Below are 17,163 nucleotides of genomic sequence, written 5' to 3' on the forward strand. Positions count from 1 at the left end.
CGGGGGACTGTCGGCCCGCCTGCCCCGCCTCCGGCAGGGGGCGCCTGGCACGGTCCTCGCCATGCGCCCCAACACCGCCCCCGCCGGCTGCCACTGGGACGGCAGCCCCCGCACCGCACCGGTGCGCCGTCCGCTGCGGGTGGCCACCACCAGCCCCAGCCGCCTGCTGCGCACCGGCCAGAGCCGCCGCTGCCCCCAATGCGGCAACCGCATCGACCTCTACCCACGTACGGACGGGCGGCCCATCGCCCTGCATCCCGCCGAACTCGCCACTGCCCAGGTCCCCGCCCCCTGCCGCTGGCACCTGAGTTCCGGCATCGCCCACCCGCATGACGACGGCCGTACCTGGTGCCGCATTCCGCACGCCGTGCTCTGCCCGCAGCGCACCCCCATCTGCCGGATCAGCCGGCCCCTTGAGTCGGCGCGCCGCCAACTCGCTGTACGGACCCGCCGCCTGATCGACACCGGCGCCTTCACGCCCACGGCTTTTCCCACCACAACAGCGCCCACCGGCACCGGCTCCCCCGACCACCCGGTCGTACGGATGCTGCTGTGCCTCTACCTCGCCGACGGCCCCGTGGAGGCCGTCCGCTGCGTAGCCCAGACGAACCACCGCCGCCGCTGCCCCCGCCCCGTCCTCGACCCGGACGGCCCGGCCGGATCCTGGAGCCTGCTGCCTGTCGGCCCCCGGCGCGGCGAGCTTGCTCTGCCCGAACAGACGATGGCCGTCTACGACCTCAGCCGGCTGCCTCACGCCGAACAACGACGCTGGCGCATCCAGCGCTGCTCCGCGCACGCCGTCCCCCACGGCACCGCCGATCTGGCACTGGCCGGATGGCAGGTCTTTGATCCCCTTCTGCACGCCGAGCACCTGCGTACCGATCTGCCCTGTCCACCGGCACATGACAGCAGAGAGCGGTGACGATGCCGCACCACGCCCTGGAAGTCGTCCTGACCCGCCCTCTGAGCTCAGCCGAACTCCGCGAAGCCGTCCGCGTGCTGCCGTTCGCCATCAACCACGACACAACCCGCCTCATGACCCTCGTACGCGCCAAAACCCCCCACCGCGCCGCGCACCGGCTGCGCCAACGCCTCGCCGCACGGCTTCCCGTGGACGTGATCACCACCCACTACCCGGATGCCGCAGGACAGGTCCTGCTCAACGTCGCCTTCCCACCCGCCGTCCATGCTGCGATCCGCCAGGCTGCCCATGAAGCGGGGCAGAGCCCGGAAATCTTCGTGAAGCTGGCCCTGCACCGCGCGCTGGCCCAGCACGCCAGCGACGAGGCCCACCGGCTCGACCGGGCCGTGCAGCAACTGCTGGCCCACACCACGGCCGCACACCTCCTGGCAGCCGTCGGCCACGCCCTGACCCGCACCCCCGGAGCAGCCCCCGCATGAACCCGACCGACGAACAGACGGCAGCGGCCGACGCCTTCCACGCCGGCCAGCACCTCGCCCTGCAGGCCGGCGCCGGCACGGGCAAGACCACCACCCTGGCCCTGCTCGCCCACGCCACCACACGCCGCGGCCGCTACCTCGCCTACAACCGGGCCATCGCCCAGGACGCCCGCAGTCGTTTCCCCGACACCGTCCAGTGCAAAACCGCCCACGCCCTGGCCTACGCGGCCGTCGGCCACCGCTACACCCACCGCCTGAACGCACCCCGCCGCCCCGCCTGGCAGACCGGACAGATGCTCGGCATCAACAAAGCCGTCCGCATCGGCGACCGCGAGGTGACGCAACGAGCCCTCTCCAACGCCACCCTGCGCACCGTCGCCCGCTTCTGCCACACCGCCGACGAAGCCATCACCCCCCATCACGTGCCCCGGCTGCGCGGCCTGGACGACACCGACCTCCACACCCAACTCGCCGCCCACATCGTGCCGTTCGCCCACAAGGCGTGGGCCGACCTGCAACACCCCGACGACGGCGCCGTCCGCTTCGACCACGACCACTACCTGAAGATCTGGGCCCTCACCCGGCCGCGCATCTACGCCGACTTCCTGCTGCTGGACGAGGCCCAGGACACCAACCCCGTCGTCGAACAGATCTTCCTCGCCCAGCGCGACCACGCCCAGCTGGTCATGGTCGGCGACTCCGCCCAGGCCATCTACCACTGGCGCGGCGCCAAGGACATCATGACCGGCTTCGACGGCACCCAGCTCGCCCTGTCCCAGTCCTTCCGCTTCGGCCCCGACCTCGCCGCCGAAGCAAACCGTTGGCTGCACCTGGCCGACGCGCCGATCCGCCTCACCGGCACCCCCGCCGTGCCCACCGAACTCGGCCTCGTCACACAGCCGGACGCCGTCCTGTGCCGCACCAACGTGGGCGCCATGGCCCAGGTCATGACCCACATGGCAGTCGGACACCGGGTCGCCCTGGCCGGGGGAGGAGACAGCCTGCAGGCCCTGGCCCTCGCGGCCCGCGACCTCAAGGAAGGCCGCCGCACCCACCATCCCGAACTGCTCCTCTTCCCCTGCTGGGGCGATCTGCAGGACTACGCCGCCCACGACCCCGCCGGCCGCGACCTCCAGCCCCTGGTCAACCTCGTCGACACCCACGGCGCCGACGCCATCCTCGCCGCCATCACCCAACTCGCCCCCGAACCGCACGCACACGTCACCGTCTCCACCGCCCACAAGGCCAAGGGACGCGAATGGCCCAGCGTCCTCATCGCCGAGGACTTCGCCCGCTCCCCGAACGACACCGCCGACGACCCGGCAGGAAGCACACCGGCGCCCGTCCCCGACCCCGTCGACGACGCCGAGGCCCGTCTCGCCTACGTCGCCGTCACCCGCACCCGCCGACGCCTTGACCTGGGGGGCCTCTCCTGGATCTACGACCACCCGGACGGCACCCCACCGAGCCAGGACCGCCCTGATGATCACCGGACGGGGTCACGATGAGGTGACCTGCCGCCAGGAACCTGCCCGTAAGCAGCTGAAACCGTGCGAGGAGATACACCCCGCCCCAGCCGGGGCGCTATCGGAGGCTTCTCCTGAGTGCAGTGACGGCTGTTCCCGAGGTCCGCCGCCCCTGCGCGGTGTGGCCTGCGCTCTGGCTGAATTCTCTGCAGGTGAAGGGGTGTTCGGCGGCCACGGTCTGTCGTTCGCCGAGCATTCCCTGGACCAGGCAGTGGCCGATGCGCTGGAGCAGCTGTTCGAGCCACTCTCTGGAGGCGAGGAGGCTATAGGCCGTGCCGCTTGGACGGTCCCACGTCAGGTACTGCACCTGGAGGTGCCCGTCGGCGTCGTACCAGCAGGGACGGTCAGGGTCGCGTCGCAGTCCGCTGTCTCTCAGGAGCGGGTCATTGAGCAGCGTCACGGAGACGGGCGCGTCAAGGGAGCAGTCGGAGCTCTGCGCACTCCAGCTGTAGGTCTGGTCGGTCGGGATGGCGGTGACGGGTTGTCCGGCGGGGTCCGTGGCGCGGTCGATCCGGACCCGCGGCTGTGCGGCGAGGGCGCGTTCGAGCCAGTCGTCCTTGTCGTCGACCGGGCCGTCCGCCCACTGCTCTGCCAGGTCGACGAGCGACTCAGCCTGCCTCTCTTCCCTCTTCTTCCGCCACATGGCGAGAGCGTCGACGGTCTCGACGTCGGCAGCCGGTCCAGGGACTTTCTCCGGCGAGGCCAGGTCGTCGTCATCGGCCGAGACGTCGAGGGCGTCCTGGGCGGTTTCATGTTCTTCATGCTGAAATGTGCTCACGTGCCAGGAGTCCGGTTCGGGGTCGGTCCAAGGACCGGGCACGGTGGGGAAGTCGGCGAGGAGGAGACTGTGGCGGTCGGGGCCATCAGGCATCATCCGATGCGTGAGGGCACGGCCTTCAAGCCAGGTGAGCAGACTGGTGAACTGATCGTCGGACACGATCCAGCTGTGGATGCGGTGCCACTGCTCAGCTTGGCCGTGGGTGGCGCTCCATCCTCGGCCGTCGTGGTCATCGGTGGCCTGCTCGTGGAGCACGACCCATTTCCTGCCCTGGCCGTCGGTTCGTACACCCAGTTCACCGAGGTCAGGCAGGTTGCCAGGATGGCTGATCCACTCTTCGATACCGTCGGCGTCAGGCAGCGCCGGGACGGGCGGTGCCAGAGGATGCGAAGGGTCGGCGGGCGCAAAGGTGGCGTTGTCGGCCTCGTTGCTGCCGCTTTCTTCGTCAGCACCGGCGAACGGGTGCCGGGCCGGGGGAAGGGAGGGATCGATGTCGAGCAACGACAGTCGTGCCGCTCCGGGGTATTCGGCCGGGTCGTGCTCACCGCTCCGATGGGGGTGCCGGTGGTTCGCCAGCCGCTCCACCAACTCGTGGAGAGCCATCCACTGGTACTTCTTGCCGATCCGTTCGCCCTTGTGGGACTGACGGGAGCCGGACATGCGTCCCCGGGAATTGTCGAACTCCGCAAAGAGCGCGGGCGACCAGCCCAAGCTGGCGACACGGGCGAGCACCCACCTGGCGGCCCACTCCGCGTCCACTTGGGCATCGGCGAGGCGTTCGTCCACAGCCGGCGGCACCCGACAGTCCTGCAGCAGCGCGTACTGGTCCTGGTCGAGGACTTGCCTCGCCTTCCACCCGGTGAGGAGCTGCTCGACGGCGGCCGGTGTGCTCAGAGCTGGCCGGACGGACTCCGGGAGACTTTCCGCGAAGGCCGGGATGCGGGCCGGGTCCACCACGACAGGATCATCGCGGCGCTGCCACGAGGGCCTCCGGGGATAGTCGGATGCGAGCGGCAACATGCTGAAGTGGTGGACGGCCGGGCGGACCTCGTAGTCCGCGAAGTCTCCCAGCGATGACAGGGACGAGCGAACCGATCCCCACAGTGACTCGTTCTGCTCCCGCCGGGGGAAGAGGACGTCGAGGTCCTCCTTCGCAGGAGCCCGCCCGACCTCGGGACAGGCGTGCGGATGCCTGACCATGCCTGCTTCTTCGCCGGTGATGGCTCCAGTGCCGTGCGCCATGGTGACGACGCGGGTGGCCGCGTCGCACAGCAGCGCGTTCCGTGAGGCGTGCGCGGGCGAGGCGATGTCACCGTAGAGGTACTCGATGAGTCGCCGCGCGACCTGCCCAAGGAGGCCGTGCTGCTCCTCGCCCTCGCCGCGCCGGGCCACCACCCCGTAGGCCACCCACACCAGGCGCTCGAAGAGGTAGGGATCGTCGACCTTCTCGACATCCTCGTGCAGGAATCTGTCCAGGAGGGTCACCAGAACGTCCCCGTGGCCCAGGAGTAGCTGCACGAGGGCTTTGGTCGCCCGGTCCCGCAGGAACCGGTTGGAGGACGTGAGGGTCCACACCAGCGTCGTCGCCGCCAGCCGGACGACTTCCTCATCCGTGGCGCCAGGCGCTGTCACAGGCCGGCGTGTGCGATCCCCGAGCCGAGGCCGGGCCGGACAGGATGCGGGGAGCAGAGTATGCGGGGTGGGGTACTGCTCGGCCCAGCGCAGCAGCCGGTGCAGCGCCGTGACGTCCCACAGCATCGCGTAGGTCTCGACGCCCCACCACGCGTCGCGTTCGGGCCGCGGCCTTTTCACCAGCACCCGGTGGAGACGGTCGGCGTTCAGCAGATGCCCCGGCTCCGCGGTGACCGCCAAAACGGCCTCCAGTACGTCGGCAGTGCGCCCGTGCCGGGCGGCCGTCTCGTTGAGGAGCGCGATGGTGCGTTCGTTGACGCTTCGTGTGCTGCGCAGGGGAAGCGTTTCCAAGAAGCTCCGGGCCAGCCGGTAGCCCTGCGTGTCCGCGCGGCGGCCGGGCCCGGCGGTGTCCGTGGCCGGAGGGGGAGGGCACGCCAGCAGGTCGATGAGTTCCGTGCCGGCCTGTTCGGGCAGGAGAATCGATGCAGCTTCCTGATAGTTCGGGGCGGCCTGGCGCAGCCAGCTCCGCAAAGGGGAGTCGGCGTCCAGCGGCCGGCCCTCACGCAGCGAGTCGATCTCGTCCTGGTGGGCAGCGAAGACGGACCGCACCACGCGATCGTCGCCCAACGCCTGGTAGGGGAAACCGATGCCGATGCTTTCCGCGGCCTTGTAGGTCCGCTCGTTGGACACGATGCCCTGAGCGAGGAGTTGTCCGAGCATGGTGTCCGGCCACGCCGTGGCCGCTGGAGCGTAGGCGTCGACAAGGGTGCGGGCTTCATCACGCGGAAGCACGGAAAGCCGTGCGGCGGCCATGCGTGAGGCAAGGGCGTCCACCGCGCGATGCACGGGCCGCTCGAGAGGGTCCAGTCCGAGCCGGCTGCAGATGGTCTCTGCCCGGTGATCGACATAGGCGTCGAACACCGCGCTGCGGTCACGCGGATGGCCGCCCGAGCCGGCCGCGCCCCGGTGCTGGCTCTTGCTCAGGCTGTCCGCATACAGCTTCACGAACAGCGGGTTGGTGAAGACCGAGGCAAGCAGGGGGGTGTTGGGAAGAGCAGCTGAATTGCCCCGAAGGTAGCTTTCGAGACCTTCCATCTCCCGTCCGGCGAAGCCGGAATGCACCGAAGCCGGCCCGTCGAAACGGTCAGGAACCACCAAAGACCTGAAGGTCGAGCGGCAGGACACCACCAATGCGATGTGCCGGTACCCGGCCAGATGCCCCTGGAGAGCGAGCAGTTCGCTCTTCCAGTTCCCGGCATCGTCGGAGTCGTTGAGGGCGTCAATGATCAACAGGAAGCGGCAGCCGCTGGCCGCGTCGGCGGCGTCCATCGCCTGGAGGAAGTCCCGCTCGGGAAGGGGGCCCAGTCCGCGCTTCTGCGCGATCTCACTCAACGTGTTGTGCCCGCTGAGCTCCTGCCCGAAGACCACCAGCGCCGGCCGGCCATCGTTCACGGCCCTTCGCGCGGCGTCGACCAGCAGGTGCGTCTTGCCCTGCCCGGCTTCCCCCAGCAGCAGCCACGCTCTCTTCTGCGCTGCCTGCGCAGGGACACTCTGCATCAGGTCCTCCACCCGCGCGCAGGCGCTGCGGGCACGAGCCAGAGCGCCCTCACACAACGCCGCCACACTCTGCGAAGCCGTCACCGGCCCGCCCCTGCCCGGCTGTGCCACAGGTGCCGCGGAAGCCTCAGCGGTTTCGGGCGGTTCCTCCGCGAACCGGTCGGCCAGGCCCCTGAATTCGCCCAGCCGCTCCAGCATGTCCTCAGCCACCGCAGCTGCCTGCTCAGCTGGGAAACCGGACGCCGCGGATACCGTGGACAGGTCGTGGACCAAGGTTTGCGCGCCCTCCCGCAACGGAAGCGTCCACGACTGCACCCACTGCGACAGCGCCTGGTGCGCCGGGCTGCTGTCCGGCGCGGGATAGTGGCTGCGCCACCGCGTCATCTCGGCGAGGAGAGTCTCAACGGCGGCCTGCAGGTCCCGGGCCCGCTGGACGCCCTGCCGCAAGAATTCCTGCGGCAGGGCGCACGCGTCCGCCACCTGAGCGAGCGGCAACGCCACATGATGTTCGGGTGTGTACCGCGACTCGGCCAGACGCTCAGCAAGCGTGACCTGTTCCCGGAACCACTCGCTGCCCAGCGCGCGCCTTTCGAAGAAGAACCACTGACGTCCCTCATTTCCAGGCCGGGTCAGCCGTTCCAGCAGCTCACCTCCGCCGACGTAGCAGATGTCGACGTCGGCGAGACCGGGCAACTGCTCCTTCCACTGGGCGACGTTTTTGTTCCACCGCTCCCTTGCGCCGGTGCGCGGCCTTCCACGCGGGGTGACGGGGGTGGGGTCGGAAAGGTCGAAGGGCGTCAGGAACTCAAGTCGGACGATCTTCCGGTTCGCGATGTTCTCGCCGACCGTCGCGGCGCTCTTCTTCGCCTGGGGGATCAGGTCTTCGATGCTGTGGACGAACTTGACCTGGTATCCGTGCGCGGCACTGCCGTCGGGCGCATGGTCGTACCATTCGACACCGCCGTCCGGGGCGGCCGTCTTGATCGTCTCCCAGCCCGGAGGTGCCGGCTTTCGGAGCTGGAAGCACAGTTCTTCAAAGGCGCGGTGCTGGCTTCCGTCCCACTCCCGGATGCTCTGCCAGTTGTGTGCCCTGCTGTCGTTTCCCGTCACTGCCGTCCTCAGACCGTTCTGCCGCCCCATGGCGCGCACGAAATTCCAGCGTAGATGGCCGAACTGACAGGCGAGGGTGTGCCAGTGCTGGGGGCCAGCGAGGTACGGGCCCGCCGCTGTGGCCGAACTCGCAGATGCCGTCAGTGGTTCGAGGCCGAGTTCGGACTAACGTCGTCGTCCCGTGCGCGGTCTGGTCCTGGCTGTGGTGGGGCGGCGGCCGATGGTGCGACCGCGGCTGAACCCGAGGCGGTCGCTGAATTCGCCGGCCTTTGCGAGTTCGACCTCGTATCGCGGCTCGAAGTGGTCGTCCGTGACGCTCAGATCGCTGATCCGGTGGTGGAAGAGGGACTTGATGCCGGGACGGGAGCGCCCCCCGGTGCGGTCGTAGACGTACAGATACTCCTGTGCGACCCCGTCCTCGCGCCTTTTGAAGCGCAGGGCATAGGGCTCGACCAGGCGCTGCCGCCCCTCGTACGTCAGGAGCATCAGTTTCCGCTCGGCACCAGCCTCCATGATCGGTGTGCGTAGGTGCGCCGGATAGAAGGCGGCTTGAGCGTTGTGGCCGGTGCGGAAGTCGGCGAAGAGCACGTCCAGTTCGCTTTTCCAGCGTGCCACCGTGCTGGTGAACTCAGGCAGACTGTCGCGGGCGCAGGTGATCGTCGTGTCCCACAGGGACTGCATGCCGTCGAAGGGAATGGCAGCGAGCAGGTTCAGGGCCGCGGCGGGGCTGGGGGAGAAGATGGTCTTCCGGAGGAACGTGCGCACCAGGCTGCGCCGGTCGACAGGGATCTCCCTGTTGACGAACGTCGAGTAGGTGAGGTCGAACAGGTCGCGGATGGAGCGGCGCTGCAGAAGACACTTGAGTTTGTCCGCGAGCGCCTCTTCCAAGCTGATCACCGTCAGGTCCGCAGTGCAGGCCGCCTGGTCGCTGTAGGGGTGAATGAGCGTGCGCGATTGCGTGGGCAGCTGAAGGCGGGTGAACTCAGTGACGTCCAGGTGCAGGCTCACCGGCATGCTGCTGGTCGTCCCGTAGAAGTCGGTGAAGAGCAACTGGTACGTGTAGACCGTCTGCTCGCGGTTGATCCTGTCCCTGCTGAGCTGTTCAGTGCGATCGAGATGGAACTGGACTCCCGTCCTGACCTGCGCCATTCGCCCGATCTCGTTGAGCGCTTCACGGAAGTCCTGGGCGTCGATGGGGCCGGGGGAGGCGAAATCGAGATCCTCGGAGAAGCGCGTAGCTCCGAAATACCCCTTCCGTAGAGCGTTTCCGCCCTTGAGGACGAGACGGTCGGCGAGACGGCTCTCTCCATAGAGCCCGGCAAGGAACCAGCCGAAGACGTAGTCCCGCTGAACATGGGACGGGTCGACTCCGAGCTCCGCGCTTTTCGCGTCGATCTCGTCACGGCTGATCATGGAACGTCTCTCTCAGTTACGTGCTAACGGCGCAGATTCCTCAGGCGACGCACAGGCGTGACCACGATACCGGCCCTCGGCCTGGGCGATTGACGGCGAGCGCTTTCGCAGATGCGATGCCTGCCGGCGTCGGTGGGCCGCCCAACTCACACGGCCTTGCAGCCAGAAGGCGGTGTCTCGCTGCCGGGGCCTGTTCAACCTGACCGGATGACGTGCACGCCGCTGTGCCGCATTCGCTCCCGAGCCCTGCTCAACAGGGCGACGAGGGAGGACGATTCCAGGGACGCCGCCGAGTCATTCAGAGGACCGAGTTGAGATACAGCGCGGATCCCTCACGCTGACCGAAATAGTTGACTGGGCCGTCTACAAAGCAAGTCAGCGGCTAGGGAAACGCCCCCCGAATAGGAGACTGAGATAGGTGAACGCGGTGGCCTGATCGTCCTTTTGATGAGCGTCGAGCGCCTTCCTGGCGCGGATCGCTCCCGTCCTGAGCTTGGAGAGCGCCTCTCGGCGAGTCGCATCGCTGGAGCACGCGGCGAAGCGTCCGGCTTTGTTCTTGGGGTCGTTCATCCCGGCGAGTTGATGGCCATCCAGCTTCTCCAGGAGCCCGCATATGTCCCAGACCGCGATGAAGTTCGGCTCATCCGCCATGTACTGGGCGGCACGCATCTCCAGGTAGAAGGAGGAGACCGGCACCCTGTTGTAGTACTTCCAGGCCTTGACCAGCCGAGCGAGCTTCTTGGCGCCGCCAACCGCAACAGGCCGCTGGTTGACCTCGTTCACGTACGCCAGGTGAGCCGTGGGGGCGGTGTCCATCCACCCGCCGGCGGCTCCGGGGATGTCGTAGACCGACGTGTCACCGCCACGGAACGTGAGAAAAGCCGGAAGGACCTCCCAGGTCTCCGCGCCCCCAGTGAATCGGACCTGGACCGTAGGCCGCCGTATGACGACCTCGGTGGAGGGGAAACTCGCCTGCAGAGCCGACTTCACCCAGCCCAAGGCGGTGTCCGAACTGTTCGGGCGACCTGCCTTGATGCTGGCCAGAAGATCGACATCGCAGTATCCCCGGACCCCCGTCCCATGAGTGAACGATCCCGTCTCCCTGAACAGCGACACCCCGAAGGCCGCGGCCTGCAGCGAGGTCTCCACACTGCGCCGATGGCGCGCCTTGGCCTCGCGTTCACCCACGGTGGGCGTCAACTGCTGCAAGAAGAGGTCGAACCCCTGATTCACGGAGAGTGCCATGTCTGCTCGCTAGCGCCCTTCGGACCGGTTGGTGGACGTGTCGACCATGTAGGACTGTCCGCCGTCGTCGATATTCGCTTTGCCCCGCAGGTAGGCGCGCCGACTGGGAGGTTCGGCGGTTTTGTTCTGTTCGTCGCGTCGCGCAGTGATTTCAGCCAGCGCGCTCCTAGCCTCCTCCACGGTCCATGCCGGGAGGTCGATCTCACGGGCCTGGCGAGCGGCGGTCTGGATCTCGAGGTAGGCGTTTGCTGCGGCGGCGGCCTGGTTCATCCGGTGCGATGCGTTGATGGTGGTCAAGATCGCCCCCAGGACAGCAGCAGCGAGGGCAACCAGCCCGGCGATCACGCGCCCGGCGGCCGTCACCAGGGCCGTGGCACCGGCGATGGCTGCCAGACCGCTTGCCGGGACACCCAGCCATAGATTGATGAGGCGCCAGCGTTTGGCTTGCTCGAACTGAGACTGCGCACTGTACTTCGCACTCTCCTCAAGGCGTTCCAGCTCGTCTGAGATGGCCTGGCGACGTTCGGCTTCGGTCGGCTGGGCGGTTTCCGGCATGCAGGAACGCTACCGGTACGCACTGACACCACCGCGCCCACCGCGTGCATTCAGCGCACGGACTCTCAATGAGGTCCCGTGCTGCCATGCGTCGCGGGCCAAAGGCCCGGGCGGAGAACAACTGCGTCGACGAAGACTCGTCTTCCCCAGACCAACCGCTGCCGGTGACGGAGCCAGCAAGACGGCCCCCCGGCCCAGTTGGCCGATTGATCCCGCAACGGTGCCGGGCCGGCGTTGCCGTCACGTAGATGATGGCCGGGCGGGACGATCGGGTCGGCATGGTGCCGGATGCGGGCGGCCGTCAGCAGCCAATGCCTGCTGCTGTGCATCGGGGCCGACCAGCTTGTCCGGATGGAGCGAGGCATTCAGTGCGTCCGGGGCGATGACCAGGACTGAGGCTGCGGTGGCGCGACCGGTCTTTGCCGCACGGCGCCGTCGCGTGGTTGAGGTAGTAGGGCGCATTCTGTCGGATCCCGTAGCTGGACGCCGCGGGAACGCAGTGGGTAAACCGCCGAGGCGGCACATCGCCTGTCGTGGCTGTCTCACGGCTCGGCCGGCCGCGCCGTGGCGCCCAGGGTGCGGCCGGCCGCACGCTCACACGGCCATGGACGCGGCTTGTCGCCCTCGGCGCGGGGTTCGGCGCCCGGCGCGACGGCTTCCGGCCGGACCGGTCCACCTGTTGCGCCGTTTCGACCACTGTGCCGGGGCACCGCATCCGGCCGCGCCGGAGGTCGCCGGGGTGGTTCGCGGAGTGGCGTTCTCACCCGCCTCGGCCCCGGTGTTCCGGGGTGTGCGTGTTTGCCGGGGACGCGCGAGACGGCGGACTCCCACACTCGCTACCGCCTGCCCGCGGGCGCCGCAGGCGGTCCGTGACGACGCGGCGGACTCCCCGGGTGCGGGTAGCTCAGCCGCGTTCGCAGGACGGCGCGCGTCCGTGTGTCGGGCGGCTCGACTTGTTCGACGGCTAAGAGGCGGTGATCACGCAGCCCAGGGCGAACGGGTACGTCCGACCGACCGAGGGCTCTGCTTCGCCCCCGCATGCCTCCGAACGGGGGTAGATCAATGGTCCTCGGCGACCGGGAGGTGGTCGAAGCGGTGCGCGGACCTGGGCCAGCCGGATGCTGCGACCTTGCTCCAAAGTTGGCCAGGAATGTGACGCGTATCTGGCCAAGTTGGGGGTCTGGTTGCGACGTGCTGGCGTCCCGTCGCCGACTCAGGAATCGAGGGGATATTTCCGGTTTCAACGCCGGTCGTATCAAGGGCTGCGTACGGACCGGAAGCGAAGCAACGGGCCCTCCTCCTTCTCCGGGGTGTAGATGCCGACCCCCAAGACGATCTGCGATGGGTCCGCCTTACCGTCCTTGACGGAGCCGTCCTCCCCTTCGTGAATGGGGTACAGGAGCACTGCCCCCAGGAGATGCAACGCCCCGTCGGCCCGACCCACTGCGGCCTCGACCGCCGACTCGTGCGACGGCTTCGTGATCCTGCCGAAGCTGTCCCCCCGGTCGGTCCGACGTGCTTGGCGGAAGAGGGACAGCGATTCAAAGCCGAGAACCGACGCCGTGCATCCGTCACCAGCGGGTTGCGGTACGACCAGCAGCCACTGGCCCCCGGGCTCCCGCCCCAGCTGCTCCAGGTAGGCGAGGTGTGGGCGCAACTGCGTCCCGGTGCCCTCCAGTTCGGAGAAGACATGCATCAGGCGGGCGTGCGGGACCAGGCCGGTGCGGGCGCGGAGGGAGGTGGATCGACCGCTGAGCACGCGGGGCTCCGCCAGAACGTCCAGCAGCGGCCGCCACTGCTGGACGTTGCGGGCTTTCACCGCCGCGTCCACGGGGTGGGCGAGCGGCTCGATCCACCGGCCGGGCGAGCGGATCTCGACCAGTTCGGCGTTGAAGAGACCGTTTCGTCGTTGCTCCGGATCCACCGAGCCCAGGTGCTGCGCGAGCAGCGGAGGCACTTGGGCGGGCGTGAGCTGCGGCCTGCCGTCGACTTCGATGGCGTAGCGCGCCAGATCCTCCTGGAACGAGCGCTGGTCGCGGAAGATTGCTGCGAAGGCGTGGAAAAGGCCTCCATCGGCATCGTTCGGGACCCGCGCGAAGTAGAGCCGCATCAGGTCCCGGTAGCCGATACGGAAGCCAGCCCAGCGTCCCATCCCGGCCAGAACCACCGCGCTATCGGTGCGGGGCCCCTGGTAGATGACGGTCAGACCCTCGACGGTGCCGCCGTGGGAGAGCCGTGAGCCGCAGACGAGGATCTTCCAGATGTGCCGCCGCGTGAAATCCAGCTCGTACCCGCCGTGTTCGTCGTGTGTGGATCCGCTCTCGATCACGACGGCGTTGCCGTCGGAGTCGATCCGCGACCACGCAGCAACGACGTACGGGACGAGCTCGTCGAAAGACTCGGGGACGGGCAGCCCGCCGGCTCGCTCGCAGGAAACGGGCTCGACGTCCCTTTCGTAGAGCTCGCGGAGCCGTCCCAGACCGTCGGCCCGGTCGTAGGAGCCCTCGTACCAGAGGCGGCGCAAGCGCGCTGCCTGTTCCCGCTTCCGGATGACCTGATCCGAAGAGTTAACGATCATGGTGTGGTGGCGATAATCGGTTCTTACTTCGCCCCCGCCACGCGCGGCTCGGTACAGCTTCACCGCGCCGGTCAGCACGAACATGTCCATAGCCTGTCGTTCGCCCTGGTCATCGTCCTTGTCACGGAGCACGAGGTTGCGGACGTGCGCCTTCTCCGGAGAGTTGGCGAAGGTCCGCTGCTCCTCCGGGACGTCCGAGTCGATGTCGTGGAAGTCCTCCACACTCACGTAGCCGGCGGGGCGCGGCAGGGAAACGATGAAGTCCCTCGGGAACAGGTCCTCCGAGGCGGCTGGGTCCATGAGGGTGCCGACGAAGGGTGACGTGGCGTAGGCGACGTACTGCGCCCTGGGCAAGAGGCCCAGCAGTTCCGCCATGGCGGTCTGGACGGACGTGAGGCCCACCTTCCCCGTTCCGGTCGCCTTCCTGTGGGTGTTCACGACGTCCGGATCCCACTCGGTGCCGTCGTCGATGATCAGTGTTGGGGTCTCCGTCAGCGGCGTTTGGATGCTCTGCAGGTCCTTGACCAGTTTGGACAGGATGGTTTTGTTCTTTTTCACGACCATGAGCCGTACGGCCGTGGCGTGCAGGTTCTCAGGATCGTTCAGCGGCAGCTGCGGCATCCGCTTCTCGAACTCGAGCGCGGTGAGGCTCTGGCGCAGGCCTGCGTAGTCGTTGTCGCGCGTCGTCAGACGGACGATGTCGAACGAACCTTCCGAGGCGGGACGTCGACCGTGCCGCAGGAACCCGTCCGCCTTGAACCAGTCGGGATCGTCCCCGTACTCGGAGTCCTCGGACTCGTCTGCGCCGCGCAGGATGTTCTCCCGCCCCACCAGATCGCGGTCGAGGGTCCGCTGCCGCTGGTAGCGCAGCGTGTTGCTCGGTCCCGTCAGCACGATGACCAGGCGGTAGCCCGCGTCGACCGCCTTGGCCACGGTGCCGGTGATGTGGGCGCTCGCGCCGGACCCCACGGGCGTGATCACCAAGCCCTTAGCTTGGTAGGCCTCAGCCGCGCTCGGGTCGGCCAGCTTCTCCACCACCTGGTCCGTCGCCTCGTCCAGGTCTGCCATGCTCGGGTCCGCCCACCCCCGCCGCCTCAGGAGGTCGACGTACGCGGGCCAGTACCGCCTCCGATCGGGCCGTGCCTCCGGGTCGTACCACCGGGCGAACGGCGAGCGGATCACCACGGGCCTGTGGCCGTCCTGGAGTCCGGCCTCGGAGAGTAGCTTCCTGATGCGCCGCGCCAGCTGATCGCGCTCCTGCTCGACCTGGGCCAGCTCTTGCTCGCGCTGGTGCAGCCGGTGGCGCAGGGAGTCCAGCTCGGCCGCGGTACTGTCCGTGTCCGCGAAGGCCCGGCTGTCCTCCAGCTCGCGCAGGCGCTCCTCCAGCTCGCGCCTGCTGCGCTCAAGGAGCCGGATGCGGCTCGCCGGATCCATACGGCTCTCTTCGTCCTTGCGGAACAACGCCCACACCCGGGCGGTCTCCTCCTCGGACAGCGGCGGCCGAGGGGGCTCGCCCGCGTCGTGGAGGAGATTCCTCACGAAGTCCTCCTGCGCGGGCCGCTCGCCACTGAGTGTGCGGCTTACGGAGCTGGCGGCGCGCGCTTCCTTGTCCGCGTACCTCCGCAGGGGCATCTCGAGTCTCTGAAACAACTCACGCAGAACAAGGACGAGTTCCCGGCGCTCAGGGCCCGCATCCGGGTGAAGCGGGCCGAGGGCGCCAGCCCCACTTCGATGTCTACTGGTCGTCACTGACCCAGTGTCGGCCACCACTTGGCCCTGTCAGACTGTTGCGCACGAATTGGCAACGCGTTGCGCATCATTGGCAACCGTTGCCTGCTGCGCATCACCCTCCGCGCACCTCAAGCTCGCAGCATGACCCAGACGGCTCCAGAAGCTCCCCAGCGCAAGACCTCCCGCCTACGCCGCGCCGCCGCGGTCGTGATCCTCGGCTTCATCGGCGGAATCGCCACGGGCCTGGGGAGCACCGCAGGAGCGGAGCTCCCGAACTGGCTCCAACTGCTGCTCAGCGCAGCGCCGTGGTGACGACTGGTCAGAGGCCAGCTGCACGTCAAAGGTGGCCAAGTAGGAGTCAAAGTCACAGATGTCCCGCCTTCCGTCCTGCCGCGCCCGCCAGGTCGCCGCTGTCCACAGGCAGCCTCAGGCAGGCTCCCCACACCATGAACGCCAGCTCGCCGGGCCCCGCCCGCACCAACAGGAAGGCGCCGCGCTGCGAGCGCCATGATGCCTTCCTCCATCCGGAGGAGCAGTTCGAGTTGGCCGCGCGGTTCCCGGCCGGCCACCAGGCGCAGATGGCATTCCTCCTGGCCACCTACACCCGCAACGCGTCCGTGGTCGCCGCGCTCTTGGGCACCCGCGCACGTACGGTGCACCGTCACTGCCGCGGGTGGTCGCTGCCTCCCGGGCCCCGGCTGCGCCGGGCCCTGCGCCGCCGTGTCCTGGACCTCGTGTGCCCGCGGTGTCTGTCCGACCGCGCGGTCGAAGAGGCACGTCAGGCGAGGCGGGACGCCCGGCGCGCGGCCCGCCGGATTCCGCGTGAACAAGACGGTCCGTATCGCTGACCTGCAGGCCTGAGGAGAGACCCGTAGCAAGGGCCCGCGCGAGCAGGGTGATGAAGCTTCTGTGCATCACTGAAAGCAATTCGCTGATATTTATGCGTAATTTGCATCGACTCGGATACAATGAGGGCGTGGGATTGACCTTGGAAGAGTCGTTGCGGCTGACGGTGGCCGCGTTGATGCAGGTGACGGGTGACTCGCAGCGGTCGGTCGCGGCAGTGCTGGGGCTGACGCAGACGCAGGTGTCGCGCCGGCAGTCGGGTGCCGTTTCGTGGAGCCTGCGCGACGTGGATGTCCTGGCCGAGCACTACGGCATCGGCGCCCTGGACCTGCTTGCGGGTCCGACCAGAGCATGCGAGGCGCTGCCCGCCGACTGGCACCGTTCCGTCCGGGCCGAGACGAAGGGGGCGAGCCGGTGAGTGACTTCGACGCGATCGACTCGCTCCTCGACGCCGTCGGCCCGCAGGCCGAACTCCCGCCCTGCCAGGTACGCCGCGAGCTGCTGACTCTCACTTCCAGGTCACAGGCGATTCTCATTCCGATGTCATGTAAGAGATCTCCGTCGCCCACTAGTTGTAGGGGCGTCATGGGACCACTGCAGACACAAGATGAGAACTGTTGATGTAGGAACCTGAGAATCGCCTGTTCAGTTCACTGAGAATCACAATACGAAGACGGCTGTGACCTGCTGTTTCTTCCTCACGGCGTATCGAGATGGTCTTCAAACGCCTCCACGCTGGCGGCGCTGGCGTGTGCTGTACCTGGGGGCAGTAGACGTTGAGTCGCTCCGGC

At 68.2% G+C, this 17,163-nt stretch carries 11 protein-coding genes; 6 read left to right on the forward strand and 5 right to left on the reverse strand.

The window, feature by feature from the left end; genetic code table 11:
- Positions 1 to 61: 61 nt before the first annotated feature.
- Genes ACIBCJ_RS04760 through ACIBCJ_RS04770 form a run of 3 tightly spaced genes read left to right on the forward strand, consistent with a single transcriptional unit; the run spans position 62 to position 2,909 of the window.
- Positions 62 to 922: a DUF6083 domain-containing protein gene (locus ACIBCJ_RS04760; RefSeq protein WP_365980992.1), complete on the forward strand. Its 861-nt coding sequence runs from the start codon at positions 62 to 64 to the stop codon at positions 920 to 922.
- On the forward strand, positions 919 to 1,401 hold the full coding sequence (locus ACIBCJ_RS04765) for a hypothetical protein (protein ID WP_365980991.1): 483 nt from the start codon (positions 919 to 921) through the stop codon (positions 1,399 to 1,401). The genes ACIBCJ_RS04760 and ACIBCJ_RS04765 overlap by 4 nt, the downstream gene beginning before the upstream one ends.
- A complete protein-coding gene (locus tag ACIBCJ_RS04770; protein ID WP_365980990.1) occupies positions 1,398 to 2,909 on the forward strand; it encodes a UvrD-helicase domain-containing protein in 1,512 nt (503 codons plus the stop codon). Before ACIBCJ_RS04765 ends, ACIBCJ_RS04770 begins: the two co-directional genes overlap by 4 nt.
- 76 nt (positions 2,910 to 2,985) lie before the next feature.
- On the opposite strand, the gene ACIBCJ_RS04775 is transcribed toward ACIBCJ_RS04770, so the two are convergent.
- From ACIBCJ_RS04775 to ACIBCJ_RS04795, 5 genes are all read right to left on the reverse strand, one after another.
- Positions 2,986 to 8,034 (reverse strand): hypothetical protein, encoded by a 5,049-nt coding sequence (locus ACIBCJ_RS04775; RefSeq protein WP_365981095.1) that lies wholly within the window; start codon positions 8,032 to 8,034, stop codon positions 2,986 to 2,988.
- Between the two features lie 135 nt (positions 8,035 to 8,169).
- Positions 8,170 to 9,417: a nucleotidyl transferase AbiEii/AbiGii toxin family protein gene (locus tag ACIBCJ_RS04780; RefSeq protein WP_365980989.1), complete on the reverse strand. Its 1,248-nt coding sequence runs from the start codon at positions 9,415 to 9,417 to the stop codon at positions 8,170 to 8,172.
- Between the two features lie 375 nt (positions 9,418 to 9,792).
- Positions 9,793 to 10,662, reverse strand: coding sequence for a nucleotidyltransferase (locus ACIBCJ_RS04785; protein WP_365980988.1), 870 nt, complete (start codon positions 10,660 to 10,662; stop codon positions 9,793 to 9,795).
- Positions 10,663 to 10,671: 9 nt separating this feature from the next.
- Positions 10,672 to 11,217: an SLATT domain-containing protein gene (locus tag ACIBCJ_RS04790; protein ID WP_365980987.1), complete on the reverse strand. Its 546-nt coding sequence runs from the start codon at positions 11,215 to 11,217 to the stop codon at positions 10,672 to 10,674.
- 1,255 nt (positions 11,218 to 12,472) lie between these two features.
- Positions 12,473 to 15,544 (reverse strand): Z1 domain-containing protein, encoded by a 3,072-nt coding sequence (locus tag ACIBCJ_RS04795; RefSeq protein ID WP_365980986.1) that lies wholly within the window; start codon positions 15,542 to 15,544, stop codon positions 12,473 to 12,475.
- Between the two features lie 123 nt (positions 15,545 to 15,667).
- Between ACIBCJ_RS04795 and ACIBCJ_RS04800 the strand changes: the two genes are divergently transcribed.
- The 3 genes from ACIBCJ_RS04800 to ACIBCJ_RS04810 all read left to right on the forward strand — a co-directional run bounded on the left by ACIBCJ_RS04800 (position 15,668) and on the right by ACIBCJ_RS04810 (position 16,790).
- Positions 15,668 to 15,838, forward strand: coding sequence for a hypothetical protein (locus ACIBCJ_RS04800; RefSeq protein ID WP_365980985.1), 171 nt, complete (start codon positions 15,668 to 15,670; stop codon positions 15,836 to 15,838).
- 134 nt (positions 15,839 to 15,972) lie between these two features.
- Positions 15,973 to 16,374: a hypothetical protein gene (locus ACIBCJ_RS04805; RefSeq protein ID WP_365980984.1), complete on the forward strand. Its 402-nt coding sequence runs from the start codon at positions 15,973 to 15,975 to the stop codon at positions 16,372 to 16,374.
- A gap of 128 nt (positions 16,375 to 16,502) precedes the next feature.
- Positions 16,503 to 16,790 carry a helix-turn-helix domain-containing protein gene (locus ACIBCJ_RS04810; RefSeq protein ID WP_365980983.1) on the forward strand — a complete coding sequence of 96 codons (288 nt, stop codon included), beginning with the start codon at positions 16,503 to 16,505 and terminating at the stop codon, positions 16,788 to 16,790.
- Positions 16,791 to 17,163 lie beyond the last annotated feature (373 nt).

It is taken from the genome of Streptomyces sp. NPDC051136 (genome assembly GCF_044455745.1).
In the GTDB taxonomy this organism is placed as follows: domain Bacteria; phylum Actinomycetota; class Actinomycetes; order Streptomycetales; family Streptomycetaceae; genus Streptomyces.

Coding starts and splice junctions, on each gene's coding strand:
- ACIBCJ_RS04760 (WP_365980992.1), top strand. CDS start 62: ATGCGCCCCAACACCGCCCCCGCCGGCTGCCACTGGGACGGCAGCCCC.
- ACIBCJ_RS04770 (WP_365980990.1), top strand. CDS start 1,398: ATGAACCCGACCGACGAACAGACGGCAGCGGCCGACGCCTTCCACGCC.
- ACIBCJ_RS04775 (WP_365981095.1), bottom strand. CDS start 8,034: ATGGGGCGGCAGAACGGTCTGAGGACGGCAGTGACGGGAAACGACAGC.
- ACIBCJ_RS04780 (WP_365980989.1), bottom strand. CDS start 9,417: ATGATCAGCCGTGACGAGATCGACGCGAAAAGCGCGGAGCTCGGAGTC.
- ACIBCJ_RS04785 (WP_365980988.1), bottom strand. CDS start 10,662: ATGGCACTCTCCGTGAATCAGGGGTTCGACCTCTTCTTGCAGCAGTTG.
- ACIBCJ_RS04790 (WP_365980987.1), bottom strand. CDS start 11,217: ATGCCGGAAACCGCCCAGCCGACCGAAGCCGAACGTCGCCAGGCCATC.
- ACIBCJ_RS04800 (WP_365980985.1), top strand. CDS start 15,668: ATGACCCAGACGGCTCCAGAAGCTCCCCAGCGCAAGACCTCCCGCCTA.
- ACIBCJ_RS04805 (WP_365980984.1), top strand. CDS start 15,973: ATGAACGCCAGCTCGCCGGGCCCCGCCCGCACCAACAGGAAGGCGCCG.